The sequence below is a fragment of the Actinomycetota bacterium genome (assembly GCA_014360645.1).
Classification (GTDB): domain Bacteria; phylum Actinomycetota; class Geothermincolia; order Geothermincolales; family RBG-13-55-18; genus Solincola_B.
Map to the genome: position 1 here is coordinate 43,057 of JACIXD010000012.1, position 19,006 is coordinate 62,062.

The following is a 19,006-nucleotide window of genomic DNA, read 5'->3' on the forward strand; positions in this document are numbered from 1 at the left end:
CCATGTGGGTCAGGGATATCGCCAAGGACATCAAGGAACGCCGCATATCGGGTATCATCTTCCAGCACGAAGCAGATCCAAAGCATAACCGTCCCGAGGACCTGGCGCGGGCCAAGGAGATGCTCGCCGAAGCGCTGGGCGAGGAGTGGGTGACCGACGACCCGGTGATCCTCATCGGTTATTCCCGCGACCAGGGCCCGCTGCCCGCGCAGTACCCGCACCTGGTGGTCATGCCCTCCTCCACCGAGGAGGTGGCGGAGGTCTACCGCGTGGCCAACGAGTGCAAGGTGGACGTCATCCCCATGGGCACGGGCCTCACCACCATGGGCCTGCACATCCCCCTCTACGGGGGCATCATCATGGACCTCAGGCGCATGGACAAGATCCTCGAGGTGGATGGGGAGAACATGTACATGGTCATCCAGCCCGGGGTCAACTACCTCATGGCCCAGATCGAGGCCCAGAAGGCGAAGTGCCGGGTGCTCAACCCCTCCACCGCCGCCACCGCGGGGGTGATCTCCAACCACGCCTTCTGTAACATCAACACCCTGGCTTCCAAGTACGGGTTCGGCATCGACAACATCATCGACATGACCATGGTGCTGCCCGACGGGACCATCCTCAAGACCGGGCCTTCCGCTTACGGCGCGGTGAAGGCGCACGTCCCCGGCCCGGGGCCGGACATGGCCTCGCTCTTCCGCTACGCCTTTGGGCAGTATGGGACGGTGACCGAGATGACCCTACGCCTCTATCCGGAAGCGGAGCATATTTACCAGATTTTCCCAGCATACGAGAAGGACGACCTGGAGTGCGTCATCGACGTGCTCTACAAGGTGGCCAACGAGAACCTCACCCTGGAGCTGGCCCATATGCAGAACTCCTTTTTCGGCATCTTCGTGGGGGCGACCAACGCCATGGCCTCCTCCATCGCCGGGACCTTCCCGCGCAACAACCTCTTCACCATCTTCTCCGGCACTACCGAGGAGGAGGCGAAGCTCAAGGCGGAGATCATCCAGCGGGTGATCACGGAGATCGACCCGGAGTGGGAGTTCATGCCGGTAGATGCGGTGCAGGACCTGGTGGGTGAGCTGCGCAGCGTCAACCTCGACCGCTGGCAGAAGTACTTCAACGTCACCGTGCGCGTGATGCGGGTGCGGGGCTCCTTCCTCATCGGCGCCCTCATAGGCCACCTGGACAACTTCCTGGAGGCGGAGCGGCGCATGCGCGTGGAGACCACCAACCAGGCGGGCCATACCGACGATGCGCTTCCTCCCGATGACGCCTCCACTTACCTGCAGCCCTATCACATGGGCCGTTCCGCCTACATGGAATACGACCTCTATTCAAACCAGGGCGACAAGGACGACAACATGCGCATGTTCATGACCTACATGCGCGCCATGATGGCCGGCATACTGGGCGAGGGCCTGGTGCTGGCCTGCGGGGCCATCCCCCTCAACAAGGGCATGCCCGTGCCCCTGCCCGAGGGGATGCCCAGCCTCGATGACGTCCTGCCCCTGGTGATGCCCAACTCGGCGGCCTTCACCGACGCCTACGTGGCCTTCAAGAAGGCGGTAGACCCCAACAACATCGCCGCCCGCAGGTGGGATTACGAGACGGGGCTCTGCAAGAAGATGTCGCTCTGAGCACGCGGCCGCCGGCGCGGGCGTGAAGCGGGGAGAAAGGCGCGGAACGTCCGGAGCGGCGGCAGCGGCGGTATGTCCGGACGGGCATGAGCCCGCAGACCCGGCCAGGCGGCCGGGAACAGCAGGGAGGGGGTGATAGAGGAGGTAATGACCTCGGCCGGGAAACGGGGCGAGCGGAATGCAGCGGCGCGCGGACACGTCGCTTGACGGGAACCCCATCCCGGCACAGCCGGAAAACGGCGATTCTGGGTTCAAAGCGCCGCCCGCCGGCAAGCGCGTCGGTGGGCGGCACCCCGGCCCGGCAGGAAAGCGGCGTGGGGAGTGTGGGGGCTCCGGAAGCTGTGGCATGAAGCGACGGTGATACAGAGGGAACCGGGAAGAGAAGGCGCGGGGGGTGTCATGGCTGAGGTCACGGTAGTAGGGGCGGGGTTGGCCGGCCTGGTGGCGGCTATCAACTGCACGCGTAACGGACACCGTGTACGCGTGCTGGAGAGGTTTGAACATGTGGGGGGCGATCCCTATATACGGCCCGCGGTGGACGTCACCCCCATGGATCCCGAGCGGCTGGGGGACTTCATCGGAGTGGAGTTGGAGCCGCCTTATGTGACCCCCACGGGCGAGTTCGCCGTCTATGTTTACGGGAAGCGGCACTTGATCCCCGGAAGCAGGCTGTACCTGCATTCCGTGGAGAGAGGCTCGCGGTCCACCGCGATCGATATCTACCTTTACGAGAAGGCGCGCGAGCTGGGTGTGGAGTTCGAGATGGGGGTGGATCTTAACTCGCAGAAGGATTTCGCGGAGCTCCCCCCTAATACCATCGTGGCCACCGGCCTGGAGGTGGAGCCCTTCCTGGCCTTGAGACGCCCATACCAGGAGGTCTACGGTTTCATCGGAAAGACGCGGCACGAGGGCCCGCCTCGGATCATGGGTTTCTTCGACCGCTACACCAGTTACTACAACTACTGCGCCAACGTCAACGGAGTGGCCTTCGCGCTGGCCTTCGACTCCAGGCCGGTGACGGGATCGCTGCGGGACGAGTGGGATTGGCAGTTGCGGGAATGGGAGGGCATGGAATTCGAGTCCTGGCTGCCCCACGAGGGAGTGGTGGCGACCAGGAAGATCACCTCTCCATGCCTCTTCGCGGGCAACAAGATCCTGGCCGGGACCCTGGCCGGGATGCAGGACCCCTTCTTCCTCTTCGGGGTGCAGAGCTCCCTGGTGTCGGGGAAGATAGCGGCCGTGGCGGTGGAGGACAGGGAGCGGGCCTGGAGGCTGTTCAAGAGCTTCACCTCCGCCTATCGGTATTCCTGGCTCTACAAGCGCTTCTTCGATGCCCAGCCCCATCTTCTGCGCAACCTGGGGCTGAGGGCGGCATTCGGGTTGTACTTGGCACGTCCGGCGCTACTGCAGCCGGCGATAGACATCGCCCTGCGGTCGCTCCCCGGCTTCGGCCGCTATTAGCCTCGCCTGAAGGGGCTCATATGGAGGGATGGATCTCGAAAGCAATCGCTCCGGACTCGGGGAGGCGCAACGGTGCCTATGCCCGGAAGGATGCGGCGCGAGCCGCGGGCTGACGCAGCGGTAGCCCTAAGCCCAGACGGAGAGGAGACAGTGGGGCAGGCGAAGCGAGGCGGGACTCCGGCGCGGGAGCGCGAAGGTCGGGAAGAGGAAAGTCTTAGGGGGAGAGGATGGCCGAGAAAAAGGTCTTCATCGTGGGAGCGGGGCTGGCCGGCCTGTGCGCGGCCATAACCGCGCGCAAGCTGGGGTACGAGGTCCACTGCGTGGACAAGTACAACCGGGTGGGGGGGATGCCGGGCGCACATCCCTTCGTGGACTCGACTCCTTTCGATACCGGGCTGATGTCGCGCTTCCTCGGCGTTCCCATCGGGGAGCCGCAGGTGCGGCCGTGCGAGAACTTCGATGTCTATGCCTTCGGGAAGCTGTGCAGGCTCAACCCCGCCTATTCCATGCTATGCAACGTGGAGCGGGGACCCCGCCGCACCGCCATCGACCGCTACCTGCACGACATCGCGGTGGAGATGGGGGTCACCTTCGAATGGGGAAACCCCGTACGGTCGCAGAAGGACCTGGCGCAGTTCCCGCCCAATACCATCGTGGCCACGGGCCCGTACCGGGAGTCCTTCGATGCCCTGGGCATCCCGCACGAGACCGCCTACGGTTACGTGCTGAGCTCCAGGTACCGACCCCGCGGGGCGCCCTCGGACGCCTCGCGCGTGGCCATATACTTCGACCACTACACCAAGGATTACTGCTACCTGCCCTCCTCCAACGGGATCGTGGCGGGGCTCTTCTTCGCCCGCCGCCCGGTGGGCAAGAAACACCGCGACGTCTGGGAGAGGCAGTTGCTGGAGACGGAGGGGGTGGAGTTCAAGACCTGGCACGAGGAGAGGGGTTACTTCGCCTCGCGTTATCCGGGCCAGCCGCGCCTTTTCGCCGGCAACAAGATCCTCGCCGGCACCCTGGCGGGCGCCCAGGATCCGGGGACCTACTTCGGCTGCCACGGGGCCATGGTCTCGGGTAAGATCGCCGCCATAGCCCTGGAGGACAAGGCCACCGCCCAGGAGATGTTCGACCTCTGCAACAGGAGCTTCAACCGCATGTGGTTCCTGCGGCGCGTGGCCATCAACTATGCCCCGGAGGCGACCCGCGGCGTGGCCCTCACCACCGCCATCGGGGCGGTGGCGCGGTCGGACCTGCTGGGGAGGATGCAGGGGCTGAGCCTGAGGCGCATGATACCCGGTTTCCTCTTGCTGGAGAGGATGGATAGATATGCCAGGTACATAGACATCTAGGAGGAAGCGATGGGAAAGAAGGAGGGTCCGGTTTATATCGTGGGCGCCGGGCTTGCGGGGCTCGTGGCCGCGATAAACCTCGCACGCGAGGGCCGGGAGGTGACCGTGCTCGAGAAGGGGAAGCGGGTGGGAGGTCTCGCCATCTACAACCCCTCGCCGCACGGCACCCCCATGGACGCCGCGGCCATGTCGCGCTATACCGGCATCGACCTCGAACCGGCCATGGTGCGCATGACCGAGGGGATGCTGGTGGTGTGGGGCAAGCGTTTCAAGCTGAAGTTCCCTCCCAACGTGCAGTCCTGGATGATAGAGCGGGGGCCTAGGAAGTCCTCCATGGACCATTATCTGTACCGCATCGCCACCGAGCACGGGGTGAAGTTCGAGTTCGATCAGGCGGTGGTCACCGACCGGCAGGTGAGCGAGCTTCCCCGCGGGAGCATCATGGCCACCGGCCTGCACGGCGACGGTTTTGAGGCGGCGGGGGTGCCCTATCAGCCCCTCTACGGGTATTTCGCCAAGTGCCGCGTGCCCTGGCAGGAGGCGCGGGTGTCCTTTTATTTCGACGACTACACCCCCGACTACGCCTTCACCTGCTCCGTGAACGGCATCGCCTTCGCCCTCATCTTCAACCGCCACCGTCCCGTGGCGAGATGGGAGATGGAGAAGTTCGCCGAGCAGGCCACCCTGGAGGACGGGTACCCCTTCAAGGAGTTCCTGCCCCTGGGAGGGGGGGCGAAGGGAGGGGCAGCTGCGGCCCCCACGCGGCATCTCTCCAATCCCAGGCTTTTCCATGGCGACCTCATCCTCGCCGGCACCTTGGCGGGGGTGATGGACCCCCTGCTCTTCTTCGGCATGCACGGGGCCTTCGCGTCAGGGAAGGTCGCCGCGCGCGCCTTGAGCGACCCCGCCGGAGCCTACGACGAGTTCCGCCGCCTCAACTGGACCTTTTATCCGCTGCTGGTGGCCAAGCGCATAATCGACCGCAGCCCCAGAGACCTGGTGCTCAAGTACCCCATGCAGGCGGCGCTGCCCTTCATGCCCCTGTTTCACCGCTTCTTCCTGCGCTATGCCTTCATGGTCAACGTGACCGGCTACGGACGCATCTGACCACGAAGATCCCGAAGACCTATACCGATTGGGCGGCGGCTTATAAGGTATGCAGACAATGTTTTTAAGGACGGCGAGAACGGAAAGGAGAATGTCCCATGTCCGGGGCTGACCCCATAGTCGTCATCGGGGCGGGGCCGGCAGGACTCGCGGCCACCTACGAGCTCCGCAAGAAGGGCGTGGATGTCATCTGCCTGGAGGAGAAGGACGTGGCGGGAGGACGCGCCCGGGGCTACAACAAGGAGGGCTACCAGTTCGACCTCGGCGCGCAGTTCTCCGCCGACCTCTGCACCACCACTTTCCGGCTCTGCGAGGAGCTGGGGATGAAAGACGCCATCCAGGATTTCAATTTCATGGGGGCGATGTGGCGGAACGGAAAACTCTATCCCATACCCGCCACCATCAATCCCCGGGAGGCGCTGAAGCACTGGCGCGAGATCGTGAGGTTCCGCGGTCTTCCCTGGAGGGGATACCCCCAGATGGCCAGGGCGGCCTTCCACATGCTCAGGCGCCGCCGCGACTTCGACTTCGAGACCATGGACCCCGAGCCGGTGCTCGACCTCTCGGACATCAGCATCGAGGAATACGCCCTGCGCTATGGCGGACAGGTAGCCTTGGACTACGTCTTCCAGCCGCTGACCGCGTCCCTGACCCTGGGCGAACCCGACCAGGTGGGGGCGGCCCATATCCTGGGCCTGCTCATGGGACTCATGCCCGGCCTCAAGTTCTTGAAACGGGGCATCGGTTCCCTGCCCGCCGCCCTCTACGAGGAGTGCAAGGACTCCATACGGCTCTCCACCCCCGTGAACCGGGTGGTGCTGGAGGGCTCGAAGGTGAAGGGGGTGGAGACCCCGGAGGGATTCATGGACGCCGACGCGGTCATCTGCACCACCACCGCCACCACCGCCCTGCGGCTCATCCCCGACCTGCCGGACACTCTCCGCAAGCCCCTGGAGACGGTGACCTACAGCTCCTGCATCCACTTCATCTTCGCCCTCAAGGAAAGACTCCTTCCCGAGGGGTGGTACGCGGTCACCTTCTCCCGCAACGAGGGCTCCATCCAGCCCGGTTTCGCCGACGCCGGCGGCAAGTCACCCTACTTTGCGCCCCCCGGCGCGGGCCTGGTGCACTGCCTGACCTGGGGCAGGCGGGCGAAAGAACTCAACGAGCTGCCCCTTGAGGAGTTGAAGCGCATGATGATCAAGGACCTGCAGATGATCGTGCCCACCATGCCGGACGAGCCCTACATGACCGTGGCGGTGCGCTGGGATGAGGCCATATGCCTCGACCCTCCTGGCCAGGCGCGGGCCATCCACCACATGCGCAAGAACAACTACCGGGACGTGGAAGGGCTGTACTTGGCCGGGGAGTACATGTACCTCATCTCCTGCGTTGAGGGGGCGCTGCGCAGCGGCGTAGAGGCGGCCGCCGAGGTCTGGGGTCAGCCCCGGACATGGGACAAAATGGCGTTCCGGGAGAACGGCTGACCCAAAGTACGCTCGGCTGTCCTCACGAAGATGTTGGCGCAGATGGTTGCCTGAGCTTGAAGCGCCCGATTAAGAGGAAGAGTTCGGGAGACCGCTGATTCAGGTAAAGCGGCGCCTGAAGAGCTTGCAATAGATCCACGGTGCTACCGAAGCCCGCTCTTCCAGCAAACCCACTCTTCCAGCAAACCCATCCCTGGGCGGAAAGCGGCGCCTGAAGAGCTTGCAGTAGATCCACGCTGCTACACCGGGGGTCCGGCTCGTCTCTAGGGAGGGCAGAAGGACGCAAGCGCGCTGGACAATCGAAATCCTGGTTAGAGGATGTTCATGGGAATGTTTCAGAGGATGGAAAAATGGAGATCAGAATGTCCCATGTCCGGGGCTGACCCCATGATGGTGGTCAGGGTTGCCGTGGCGGGCGGGTGAGATAATGTTCCCTGAGGAGGTAAAGAATTGCGGGAACTGGAGCGGAGGAGGTTTCTCGGCCAGGCCGGCAGGGTGGCGGCGGGGCTGGGCGCGCTGTACCTGGCCACAGCCATACCGGGATGCGGCGGCAATAGCGACACCTGCCCGGTGGAAGTGGGGCCGCAGGCCGCGCCTGACGAGATCCCTACGCCGCCAGGACCGAAAGAGATACCTTCCGGTCTGGTGGTGGTGAAGGGATCTGACTCCGCGGCCATGCTGCGCAGGGGCCTGGAGGCCTGGGGAGGGCTCGGGGCCCTGGGCGTCGCGGGCAGGAAGGTGCTCATCAAGGTGAACGCCGCCTTCGCGCGGCCGCCGCAGGACGCCACCACCACCCATCCCGAGCTGGTGGCCGAGGCGGTGCGCTTGTTCCTGGCGGCGGGGGCCTCCGGGGTGACCGTCTTCGACCATATCCTGCAGGACCTGGTGGACCAGACGCTGGAGAGGAACGGCATCGGTCCGGCGGCGAAGGCGGCGGGCGCCGAGCTGGCGTTCCACGCGGTGAAGAAGCCGGGGCCTTCACGCACGGTCGCGATACCCGGCGCCACCGCCCTGCCCTCGACGGGCATCCTGGAGGAGATCTTCCAGGCCGATATCATCGTGAGCATGCCCAAGGCGAAGCACCACAGCGGCGCCGGCCTGTCCATGGCCATGAAGAACTTCATCGGCATCACCCGGGATATGGGGAATTTCCACCACATCGACCTGCACCGGGCCATCGCGGAGATCTACACCGTGGTCAGGCCGGCACTGGTGATCACCGATGCAACCACCATCCTCCTGGACCACGGCCCCGGCGGACCCGGCACGGTGGCCGCGCCGGGAAAGGTGATCATCGGCACCGACCCCGTGGCCGTCGATTCCTACACCTGCGGGCTTTTCGGCGTGGCTCCATCCAGCATCAGGTACATAACCCTCGGCGAGCAACTGGGGGTGGGGACGAGCGACTTCGCATCCCTGGGCGTGAGGGAGGTGGATGCATGAGGACGGGCAGACGCCGCGCCGTCCACTGGACGCGCAGAACGGTGCAGGCGCTCTTCCTCGCGCTCTTCGTGCTGGCGGCTTGGGCGGCTTCCTACCCGCCGGCCGGGACGATGAGCGAGAACCTCTTCCTGCGCGTGGATCCCCTGGCCGCCTTCGTTGCGGCGCGGGCGAGCAGCCTCTGGTTGTATCTGCTGCCCGCATGGATATTGCTGGGTCTCACCGTCTTCAGCGGGCGCTTCTTCTGCGGGTGGATCTGTCCTCTGGGCTCGTTCCTGGAGATGCTCCCCTCGCTGGAGAGAAGGCGTGCCGCAAGCCTCGCGCGCCTACGGCCCCGCGACCTCTCCGGCAAGCCCATCGGCGAGGGAAACCTCAGGCTGCGCATAAAATATCCCTTCCTGACGGCACTGCTCATACTCTTTCTCCTGGGCGTCAACGCGCTGTGGATCTTCGACCCCCTGGTCATCGCCAACCGAGCGGTCGTCTTCGTCCTCGCGGGTGGCGTGCCCATCGTGTTCATAGCCCTGGCGGTGCTCGCGGTGGTGGCCGGGCCGCGCTTCTGGTGTCAGGAGATGTGCCCCCTGGGAGCCTGCCTATCCGCGGCGAGCATGGCGGGGTCCCGCCTTCCCGCCAAAGCTAGTCCGCTGGCGCTGGTGAAGGACGAGGAGGCATGCATCCACTGCGGGAGGTGCTCGTTGGTCTGCCCCTTCGGCATCGTGGAGGTGGCGGACAGCGCGAAGACGGGCCGCGTTGCCATCGCCGACTGCGCCCTGTGCGGGGAGTGCGTGGCCGCGTGTCCGGTGGAGGGAGCGCTGTCCCTGTGCTCTTTCGGCGCCCCCCTGCAGCGTTCCGGCAAAAAGAGACGATCAAGGAGTAGGGGAACAGGCATTCCGACGCAGGGCGCAGATCACGCCGGTGATGGGCACGACCGCGAGGAGGAGACGCGAGGCGCTCAGGAACGGCGAGAGAGAACGATGGCTCCCGTGAGCCGCAGGTCACCTCTTTCCCGGACGTCCCGACGCCCGGGGACGGAACCTAAAGCATCAGGGAACCCTGTTTCGGGGGAAGACGAGGATACGTCCGCCCCGCATACGGCGCGGGTATCGGGGAGAGGCGGTGCGCCATGAGAAAACTGAAGGTGGGACGGCGCGACTTCCTGGCCTTGGGCATGGCCGGCGCCGGTGCCGTGCTGGCCCACGCCGCCTGGCGCGATACCGCGGCGGGCTCGGAGCCGCTGCTCAGGCCGCCCGGGGCCCAGGACGAAGAGGCCTTCGTGACCCGGTGCATGCGTTGCCAGGAGTGCGTACGCTCCTGCATGACCGGGTGTCTGGAACCCGCGGGGCGGGAGTTCGGGACCTTGAGGTTGTGGACTCCCCGTCTCAATCCCGCCCTGGCCAAGTGCGAGTTCGAGCTCTGCGGCCGCGCCTGCGCGCGGGCCTGCCCCGTGGGGGCCATCAGGCGCCCCGCCGACGGCGAGGTGCGCATCGGCACCGCGGCGGTGGACAGGTCTAAGTGCATCGCCTGGAATGAGGGCAAGGACTGCCTGGTCTGCTATGAGCGCTGCTCCTACGCGGCCATCGAGGCCGATTCCCGCGGCAGGCCGCGGGTGGTCGCCGAGAGGTGCGTGGGGTGCGGGGCCTGCCAGAACACCTGCGTGACCTGCCCCGATCCCGCCATCGTGGTCTATCCCCCCGATGAAGCCCCTCCCGCGGGCGGCGGAGGAGGCGGAAAGGGCGAGCGCGGCAGCAGGGGCTGACAGCGGCTCGGACCGTCTCCGTCTTACCCTGCATACCGGGACCATGAGACAGACTGGGTTCTGCCGTAACCGACCCTCTTGACCAACGGAAGACTACCTGTCCGCTGATGAGCCCTTGTTTGTGTGCAATGACAGACATAGGGTTGAGCCGGATATCAACCTTGCCTTCGCTCTTCGATGATGACCGCCGGGGAGGCGGAGAAGAGCGCCTTCTCCGTACCGGCGCATCGATAACGGGACGGGGCCCAGCCTTCGCTTTGCTGGTAGAATAGACGTGGCATTCGCTGAGAGATCAGGTGCTACCGAGAAGGATGCGGAGGTTCTGCGCGAGGTCCGGAGTATGCATGAGCGGGGAAGGGAAAAGGCCGCGGGGGAAAGGAGGGCCATGGAAGTGAGGACCATCGTCGAGGAATGCCTGGAGCTGTGGAGGGACCCCTATCCCCGGCTCGCACGGCTCGGGGAGGAGGGGGAGAGGCCGGTAGGCGTCTTCTGCTCCTATACCCCTGAGGAGATCCTCCATGCGGCGGGGCTCACGCCGGTACGCCTCATGGGGGCGGTGCGCGCCATAACCCACGCCGACGCCCACCTGCAGGCCTACTGCTGCTCCCTGGCCCGCACCGACCTGGACATGGCCCTGGCGGGCGAGCTCTCTTTTCTCGAGGGCGCGGTGTTCGTGCAGACCTGCGACACCATGATGCGCCTCTCGGACATCTGGCGCCGCAACACCGGCTTCTCCTACCACGGCGACCTGGTGCTGCCCATCCGCATGGGGGAGGAGGTATCCCTTCCCTTCCTGATCGAGGAGGTGAAGAGGTTCCGCCGCGGCGTGGAGGGGTTCCTCGGCCGGGAGATAGGGGACGACGCCCTCGAGGAGAGCATCCGCGTTTACAACCGCAACCGCAGGTTGGCGGACCGCCTCTACCGGCTGCGCGCCTCCAGGCCCGGAGCCATCGACGGCCTGTCCGCCACCGCCTGCCTGGTGGCCGGGTTCTGGATGCGGCGCGAGAAGCACAACGAGTTGCTGCACGGACTCCTGGAGGACCTGGAGGGAAGCGAGCCGATCGGGGGAGACGGAAAGCTGCCTCTGCTGGTGAGCGGCAGCGTCTGCACCACACCGGATCTCTTCGAGCTGTTGCTGGAGCTGGGCGCCGACGTGGTGGACGACGACCTGTGCTGCGGACACCGCTACTTCGACGCCTTCGTGGACGAGTCCGCTCCGCCGGAGGAGGCCCTGGCGAAACGCATGTGGGAGCGGGTCAACTGCCCCGCCAAGCACCAGTGCATCGAGGACCGCTTCCAGCGCCTGGTGCGGCAGGTCGGGGACAGCGGGGCCAAGGGAGTGGTCTTCTACCTCCAGAGTTTCTGCGAGCCTCACCTCTTCGACATCCCCTACCTGAGGCAGTGCCTCCAGGAGGAGCTGGAGGTGCCCTCGCTGGTGCTGGAGAGCGAGCTGCAGTCCTTTTCCCGCGGCCAGCTCCGCACCCGCCTGCAGGCCTTCATCGAGACCATCTCGGGAGTATGAGCGGGGACGGGGCTCGTCGCGGCGAGGCGGAAGAGGTTCGAAGCCGTCATGCGGCGCGAACAGGCGGAAGAAGAGTGCGAGCGGGTTCCGGGCATCACGCGCAGCGGGAAGGTTACATGGTATATATTACCAGAACTGCCCGGTCTCCCGGTGGCGGGAACGCGGGGGAACGGCCCCGGACCGCCGTGAAGGGTGGGATCGCGAGGCAAGCGGGAACGCATGGACGGCATTGCCGGCGAGTATCGGGTTGCCGTCGGCGGCGAACAAGGAGGGCATGAGATGAGCGAGGACGTGAGGGAGCTCACGGAAGAGGAGAAGGCGGACAAAGAGCGCCGCAAGATAAAGTCGGCGGGCGCCATGCGCGAGCTCATGACCAAGTATTATATTGAGGCCAAGGGAGCGGAGGGCACGAAAAGGCACATCGCCTGGATAACCAGCGGGGCCCCCGTGGAGCCCCTCATCGCCTTCGACGTCATCCCCGTCTATCCCGAAAACCACGGGGCGATGTGCGGGGCGGCGCACATGAACGTGGAGCTGTGCGAGGTGGCGGAGGGGCGGGGCTTCTCCCGCGACCTCTGCTCCTACGCCCGAGGCGACATCGGCAGCGCCATCACCAGGGGCGGGCCTATAGGGGGGCTGCCGAGGCCCACCTTCCTGGTGGCCTGCAACAACATCTGCAACACCGTGTTCAAGTGGTACGAGGAGCTGGCGCGCTTCTTCGACGTGCCCCTCTTCATCTTCGACACCCCCTTCGTGCGCGGCGAGCTGCCCGAGCACCTCGCCGCATATTCCGTGCGCCAGATGCATGAATACGTCTCCTTCCTGGAGAAGATGACGAGAAAGGAATACGACGACGCGCGTTTCGTGGACGTCGCCGCCAAGTCCCTCTTCGCCTCCGCGCTGTGGAAGGAGGTGCTGGCCTGCAACGAGCACCGTCCCGCCCCCATGACCTGCTTCGACGCCTTCATCCTCATGGCCCCCATCGTCACCCTGCGGGGGACCCAGGAGGTGGTGGACTTCTACCAGGGGGTCCTGGAGGAGATGAAGCGGCGCATCGAGGAGGGCATCGGCATCCTGCCCTCCGAGAGATACCGCCTGCTGTGGGACAACATCCCGGTGTGGTACGAGATGCGCAATCTCGGCAGGCTGTTCATGGAGCTGGAGACCTGCCTGGTGGCGGATACCTACACCAGCGCCTGGACCTTCGAGGGGGTGGACGCGGAGAAGCCCCTGGAGAGCATGGCCAGGATCTACACCGAGGTGTACCTGAACATCAACCTGGAGAGGATGGCGGACAAGATAGAGTCCCTGGCCACGCGCTTCGGGGTGGACGGCATGATCATGCACTCCAACCGCAGCTGCAAGCCCTACTCCCTCGGCCAGTACGACTTGGCGAAGGAGTTCACGCGGCGCACCGGCAAGCCGGCGCTGATCATCGAGGCCGACCACACCGACTCCCGCTGGTACGACCGCGCCCAGGTGGAGACGCGCATCCGCGACTTCGTGGAGAACCTCCTGGGTTCAGGCCTTTGAGCGTGGCGTGAATGGCAGAATAAGGAAAGGCCGGGCAAAGGTGCCGCAGAGGGCAATAACGGCAAGAGCCCCGCACCGGTATCTCCTCCGGCCAGGTATCCGGGTGTGGTTCGAGGGGCAACGGGGTTTGGCGGCCGGGGGGGACCGCAGGGCAGGACCGAGGGGGTAAGGCACGACCCGGTCACCGGCGTGCCACCCGAGGGGTCAAGGCCTCCGCCGAGAAGTATTTCGAACCTGAGCCGGGTGGTGGTCATTGATGGTCGCCGTCTTCCGGCAGGTGGGCTTCCAGAGGTTCTCGGTTGCCTCGCCGCGCGGGCACGGACGGGAGCAGTGAATGACGGAGGAGTTCGATCTCACGGGCCTGGACGGCCTCGCCGAGGAGGAAGCCGCCCGCAGGCTTGCGGAAGACGGTCCGAACAGCATGCCCTCCGCCGAGAAACGCACCCCTTTCCGCATCGCCCTGGACGTCCTGAGAGAGCCCATGTTCCTGCTCCTGGTGGGGGCGGGCGCCATCTATCTCGCGCTGGGCAGCCTGCAGGAGGCCATGGTGCTCATGAGCTTCGTGCTCCTCATCATGGGCATCACCTTTTTCCAGGAGCAGAGGACGGAGAGGGCGCTGGAGGCGCTGCGAGACCTCTCCAGTCCCCGTGCCCTGGTGATCCGCGGCGGGAGGCAGGTGCGCATCGCCGGGGTGGAGGTGGTGCGCGGCGATCTCATGCTGCTGGCGGAGGGGGACCGCGTGCCCGCGGACGGCGTGCTCCTGGCCTGCTCCAACCTCATGGTCGACGAATCCCTGCTCACGGGGGAGTCGGCGCCGGTGCGCAAGCTCCCCTGTGAGGGGACACCGTCCGCGGGCCGTCCCGGCGGCGACGACCTTCCCTACGTCTTCGCCGGCACCCTGGTGGTGAAGGGGCACGGGGTGGCGCGGGTCATGGCCACGGGAAGCGCCACGGAGATGGGGAAGATCGGGCGCGCCCTGGGAGAGATCACGCCCGAACCCACCCTGCTGCAGAGGGAGACCAGGCGGGTGGTGGTGGGTATAGCCCTGCTGGGACTGGCCCTTTGCGCCCTCGTCTTCCTGCTCTACGGCGCGACGCGCGGAGACTGGCTGCAGGGGCTGTTGGTGGGCATCGCTCTGGCCATGGCCATGCTCCCGGAGGAGTTCCCGGTGGTGCTCACCGTGTTCCTCACCCTGGGTGCCTGGCGCATGTCCAAGAGACAGGTACTCACGCGCAGCATGCCCGCGGTGGAGTCCCTGGGAGCGGCAAGCGTGCTGTGCGTGGACAAGACGGGCACCATCACCGTGAACCGCATGAGAGTGGCGAAGATCATAGCCGGAGAGCGGTACCACGAGATCGGCGACGGCGCCCGCGGCGAACTGCCGGAGGAGTTCCACGAGCTGGTGGAGTTCAGCGTGCTGGCCTCCCAGAGGGATCCGCTGGACCCGGTTGAGACGGCCATCGCGCGGCTCGGGGAGGAGGCGCTGAACAACACCGAGCACCTGCACGCGGACTGGCGGCTGGAGCGAGAATACCCGCTCTCGCCCGAGCTCCTCGCCCTTTCCCATGTCTGGAGGTCGCCGGACGGCCAGGAATACGTCATCGCGGCCAAGGGGGCTCCGGAGGCCGTGGCCGACCTCTGCCATCTCGGGGAGGCGGAGAGGGAGGCGCTACGCTGCCGGGTGGAGGAACTGGCGGGAGAAGGCCTCCGGGTGCTGGGTGTCGCCGGGGCTTCCTTCTCCATGCAGGAACTGCCGGGCGACCAGCACGACTTCTCCTTCCGCTTCCTCGGCCTGGTGGGCCTGGAGGACCCGGTGCGCCCCACCGTGAGGGCCTCCATATGCGAGTGCCGCGAGGCGGGGATCAGGGTGATCATGATCACCGGCGACCACCCGGCCACCGCGCGGCACGTGGCGCGGGAGATAGGGCTGGAGGAGGGGGAGGGGATCGTCACCGGCCCGGAGCTGGAGGCCATGGACGACCGCGAGTTGAAGGAGATCATCCGCGGGGTGAACATATTCGCCCGCGCCGTCCCGGCGCACAAGCTGCGCATCGTGAGGGCGCTGAAGGCGGGCGGCGAGGTGGTGGCCATGACCGGCGACGGGGTGAACGACGCGCCGGCGCTGCGGGCGGCGGACATCGGGGTGGCCATGGGCGCGAGGGGCACCGACGTGGCCCGAGAGTCCGCCGACATGGTCCTGCTGGACGACGATTTCTCCTCCATCGTCTCCGCCGTGAGGTCCGGAAGGCGCGTCTATGACAACCTGAAAAAGGCCATGTCCTACATCATCGCCGTCCATGTGCCCATCGCCGGCATGTCCGTCATCCCCGTGCTCTTCAAGATGCCCCTGGTATTCTCTCCCATGCTCATCGCCTTCCTGGAGATCATCATAGATCCCGCCTGCTCCCTGGCCTTCGAGGCGGAGCCCGAGGAGGGAGATATCATGCGGAGGCCGCCGCGCCGTCCCGGGGAGCGCATCTTCAACCGCGGCAACGTCTCCGTCAGCCTGCTGCAGGGGTTGAGCGTGCTGGGCTTCGTGGCCCTCATGTTCTCCCTCGCCCACCTGAGGGGCATGGGGGAGATGGAGGTGAGGGCGCTCACCTTCCTCACCCTGGTGACGGCGAACCTGGGGCTGATCCTCGCCAACCGCTCCTGGGAACATACCTTCTGGCACGTGAGGAGGCGCCCCAATCCGGCGTTATGGTGGGTGGTGCTGGGGGCGGCGGCGCTCACGGCCTTCGTGCTCTACGCGCCCTTCATGCGCCGGCTCTTCGATCTGGCCTACCTGAGTGCCCTGGACGTCGCGATATGCGTGGGGGCGGGCGTCCTCTCCGTGATGTGGTTCGAGACCCTGAAGCTCGTGACCCACCTCAGGGACCATCCCCATACCTGAACCCGTCCTCGCCTCTCCGGCCCTTGCGACCGCTCAAGGTCATGGGCAAAAGGCCCGGCAACCCCTCACCCCAGGGGGTCGTGCTCGGGCAGGATGAAGTACCTGACCTCTTTGGCGTAGTTGCTGAGCTCGCGGCGGAAATCGGGATGGGCGATGCCGATGAGCGCCCGTGCTCTTTCCCGCAGGCTCTTGCCGCGCAGGTTCACCACCCCGTATTCGGTGGCCACGTACATGACGTCGGTGCGGGTGAGGGTGACCACCGCCCCCGGGCGAAGCTGGGGCACGATCTTGGAGACCAGCTCTCCCGTCTCCTTGTCCTCCACCGCGCTGTGGGTGACGATGAAGGCCTTGCCGCCCCGGGAGATCCAGGCCCCGCGCGTGAAGTCCACCTGTCCCCCGGTGGCGGTGTACTGGATGGGCCCGAAGGACTCCGAGGCGCACTGCCCGGTGATGTCCACTTCCAGGGTGGTGTTTATGGACACCAGGTCGTCGTTCCTGCCGATGATCCAGGGGTCGTTGTTGTAGCTGATGGGGGAGAGGTAGATCATGGGGTTGTCGTTCACCCAGTCGTAGAGGTCCTGGGAGCCAAGCACGAAGTGGCAGAGCATCTGGTGGGGATGGAAGTTCTTCCTGGTGTTGTCCAGCACCCCTTCCTCGAAGAGCTTCATGTAGGCGTCCCCGATCATCTCCGTGTGGCATCCCAGGTGCTTCTTGCGCGTGAGCAGCTCGCCGATGGCGTTGGTGGTCCCCCCGATGCCCAGCTGGATGGTGGAGCCATCCTCGATGAGGTCGATGATGTTCTCCGCGATGGCCCGGTCCTTGTCGGTGATGGGGTCGGGGGGCAGCGCGAACACGGGATGGCTGTTCTCCGTCAACTTGTCCACCTGGGAGATGTGCACCCAGTTGGGGCCGTGCACGATGGGCTGCTGGTGGTTCACCTCTACGTACAGCGCGTCAAGCTCGTCCACCACGTCGATATAATTGGCAAACAACCCCAGATTGAGGTAACCCTGCCTGTCCATGGGCCCCGCCTGCACGATGAGCTTGCGGTACCCTGAGTCGTCCACCGCCTGGCGGGTGACGCGGTGGAAGTGGTAGGGGGTATGGGTCATGAGGCCGTCCGCCAGGGCCTTGCGGTCCAGGGGGGAGGCGTAGTAGTTGTCGATGAGGATGTTGCGCTGCAGCTCGGGACGGAGCACCTTGAAGACGTTGGCGAGCATGATGAAGCTCCCCAGCTGCACGTCCTCGATCTCCCCCGCCACCGCGCGGTCGAAGAGGGCGTCCAGGATGGCCACCGGCGTGGACGAGGCGCCGCTGGCGAAGACGTGATCGCCGCTCCTTATCTCCCCGGCGATGTCCTCGGGGGTGGTGAGCTTGGCCTTGTACATGTCCTCCCACTTGCTCATCTCTTACCTCCCTCGTCGATGCCGCCGCGCTCTCACGCCGGCGCGTTCCCTCTCCCGGCCTCTCTCCTTCCCCCTGTCCCCTACCTTATCACCACTTAACGCCGTTAGTCATATGCGGGGTGACCGCAGTGTTCGATATCCGGAACGGGGTTGCAGGTGCCTGGAGGCTCAAGCCTGCTTTATGGCCTGGAAACGGTGGTTCATCTCCCAGGAGTGTGGGTAGCGATGGAGCAACGACACAAGCCCGATACCCATAACGGCAGCTAAAAGGGGATTGATCGCTATGGACTAATTCATGGCCTGCAGGTTACCCATATTTGTTGGAGATGAGCGGAAAAGGCTCAAGTCCCGGGATGTCCGCAAAAATGCTCCGGTCGATCCCTTGTCGAATATAGGCCATAACCGATGCGCATAGATCCAGGGGAGTGTTCCCGTTCATGATTATGGAAAAATATGGCTAAATACACAACATGGCGACCTTTAAGCATGATCTCCGTGTGTTTGAAAAAGCCGGGGTGCCGACTGCGCGACTCGCCCCCCTTGCGCGGCATATGTTATATTTGTAGCAAGGTCGTTTGAGGTTTGCACGAGGAAACAACGCGAGGCCCAAGCCCGAAAGGCCTGGGCCTTTTGTTTCTGCGGTTGGAGAGAGGAAAGGAGTCATGTCATGCAGGTCGGTCTGGGAAGAACGGTGACCTTTCACTACCGGCTTTACGACGAGGCGGGCACGCTCATCGACGCCAGCGCGGAGAACGATCCCATGAGCTTCGTCTTCGGCGAAGGAAGCATCATCCCGGGACTGGAGCGGGAGATGGAGGGCATGGAGCCGGGGGAGAGCAAGGAAGTGCTGGTCAAGCCCGAGGACGCCTATGGATTGCGGGACCCCGGCCTGGTGCACAGCGTGCCGCGCGAGCGCTTCGAGGGCTCGGCCGACCTCGAGGTGGGCATGACCTACATGGGAAGGACGGACTCTGGGGGTCTCATCAACTTCAAGGTCCTCTCCATGGACAAGGACAACGTGGAGATCGACCTCAACCATCCCTTGGCGGGCGTAAACCTGCGCTTCGAGGTGACCATCCAGGACGTGACCTGAACCACAATGGGGTCAGCCCCGGACATGGGACAATAACCGCCTGCTGCCCTCGGGAGGCGATGGCGCAGGGCTTCCGCACCTTGCTCGATGCGCGCGAAAAGAAGCGCTCAAAACCACGTCGGCCATGGCCCACGCACGGGCCTTGAACGCGCGCGCATCTCATCTCGTCCGATACGCCACGCGGTTTCCATCCACGAGGCCGCGCGCGGCCAGCAGTCGCGCCGGATGGATATCCATCCCGGGAGACCACGGGTCTCATATCGCCCCTGCCCTTTTTCGCGAGTCCCACGGAGGACCAGGATGAGCCCTC

General features: G+C 65.3%; 13 protein-coding genes. 12 read left to right on the plus strand and 1 reads right to left on the minus strand.

Annotated elements, in window-relative coordinates:
- The first annotated feature begins 2 nt into the window (after positions 1-2).
- The 11 genes from H5T74_11130 to H5T74_11180 all read left to right on the plus strand — a co-directional run bounded on the left by H5T74_11130 (position 3) and on the right by H5T74_11180 (position 16,197).
- A complete protein-coding gene (locus H5T74_11130) occupies positions 3-1,646 on the plus strand; it encodes an FAD-binding oxidoreductase (protein ID MBC7230926.1) in 1,644 nt (547 codons plus the stop codon).
- 399 nt (positions 1,647-2,045) lie between these two features.
- Positions 2,046-3,107, plus strand: coding sequence for an NAD(P)-binding protein (locus H5T74_11135; protein MBC7230927.1), 1,062 nt, complete (start codon positions 2,046-2,048; stop codon positions 3,105-3,107).
- Positions 3,108-3,334: 227 nt separating this feature from the next.
- Positions 3,335-4,459 (plus strand): NAD(P)-binding protein, encoded by a 1,125-nt coding sequence (locus tag H5T74_11140; GenBank protein MBC7230928.1) that lies wholly within the window; start codon positions 3,335-3,337, stop codon positions 4,457-4,459.
- Between the two features lie 9 nt (positions 4,460-4,468).
- Entirely contained in the window at positions 4,469-5,566 is a 1,098-nt protein-coding gene (locus H5T74_11145) for an NAD(P)-binding protein (protein ID MBC7230929.1), read from the plus strand.
- 98 nt (positions 5,567-5,664) lie between these two features.
- Positions 5,665-7,053: an FAD-dependent oxidoreductase gene (locus H5T74_11150; GenBank protein MBC7230930.1), complete on the plus strand. Its 1,389-nt coding sequence runs from the start codon at positions 5,665-5,667 to the stop codon at positions 7,051-7,053.
- 450 nt (positions 7,054-7,503) lie between these two features.
- Complete coding sequence (locus H5T74_11155; GenBank protein MBC7230931.1) at positions 7,504-8,496, plus strand: DUF362 domain-containing protein; 993 nt, start codon at positions 7,504-7,506, stop codon at positions 8,494-8,496.
- Positions 8,493-9,620 carry a 4Fe-4S binding protein gene (locus H5T74_11160; protein ID MBC7230932.1) on the plus strand — a complete coding sequence of 376 codons (1,128 nt, stop codon included), beginning with the start codon at positions 8,493-8,495 and terminating at the stop codon, positions 9,618-9,620. The genes H5T74_11155 and H5T74_11160 overlap by 4 nt, the downstream gene beginning before the upstream one ends.
- Complete coding sequence (locus H5T74_11165; GenBank protein ID MBC7230933.1) at positions 9,617-10,249, plus strand: 4Fe-4S dicluster domain-containing protein; 633 nt, start codon at positions 9,617-9,619, stop codon at positions 10,247-10,249. Before H5T74_11160 ends, H5T74_11165 begins: the two co-directional genes overlap by 4 nt.
- A gap of 385 nt (positions 10,250-10,634) precedes the next feature.
- On the plus strand, positions 10,635-11,771 hold the full coding sequence (locus tag H5T74_11170; GenBank protein MBC7230934.1) for a 2-hydroxyacyl-CoA dehydratase: 1,137 nt from the start codon (positions 10,635-10,637) through the stop codon (positions 11,769-11,771).
- Positions 11,772-12,050: 279 nt separating this feature from the next.
- A complete protein-coding gene (locus tag H5T74_11175) occupies positions 12,051-13,304 on the plus strand; it encodes a 2-hydroxyacyl-CoA dehydratase (GenBank protein MBC7230935.1) in 1,254 nt (417 codons plus the stop codon).
- Positions 13,305-13,638: 334 nt separating this feature from the next.
- A complete protein-coding gene (locus H5T74_11180; GenBank protein MBC7230936.1) occupies positions 13,639-16,197 on the plus strand; it encodes a cation-translocating P-type ATPase in 2,559 nt (852 codons plus the stop codon).
- A gap of 65 nt (positions 16,198-16,262) precedes the next feature.
- Here the strand turns inward: H5T74_11180 and H5T74_11185 are convergent, their stop codons facing one another.
- Positions 16,263-17,603, minus strand: a complete 1,341-nt coding sequence (locus tag H5T74_11185) for an acetyl-CoA hydrolase/transferase family protein (GenBank protein ID MBC7230937.1) — start codon at positions 17,601-17,603, stop codon at positions 16,263-16,265.
- A 667-nt stretch (positions 17,604-18,270) separates the two neighbouring features.
- Here H5T74_11185 and H5T74_11190 point away from each other — a divergent pair.
- Positions 18,271-18,696, plus strand: coding sequence for a peptidylprolyl isomerase (locus tag H5T74_11190; GenBank protein ID MBC7230938.1), 426 nt, complete (start codon positions 18,271-18,273; stop codon positions 18,694-18,696).
- Positions 18,697-19,006: the final 310 nt, after the last annotated feature.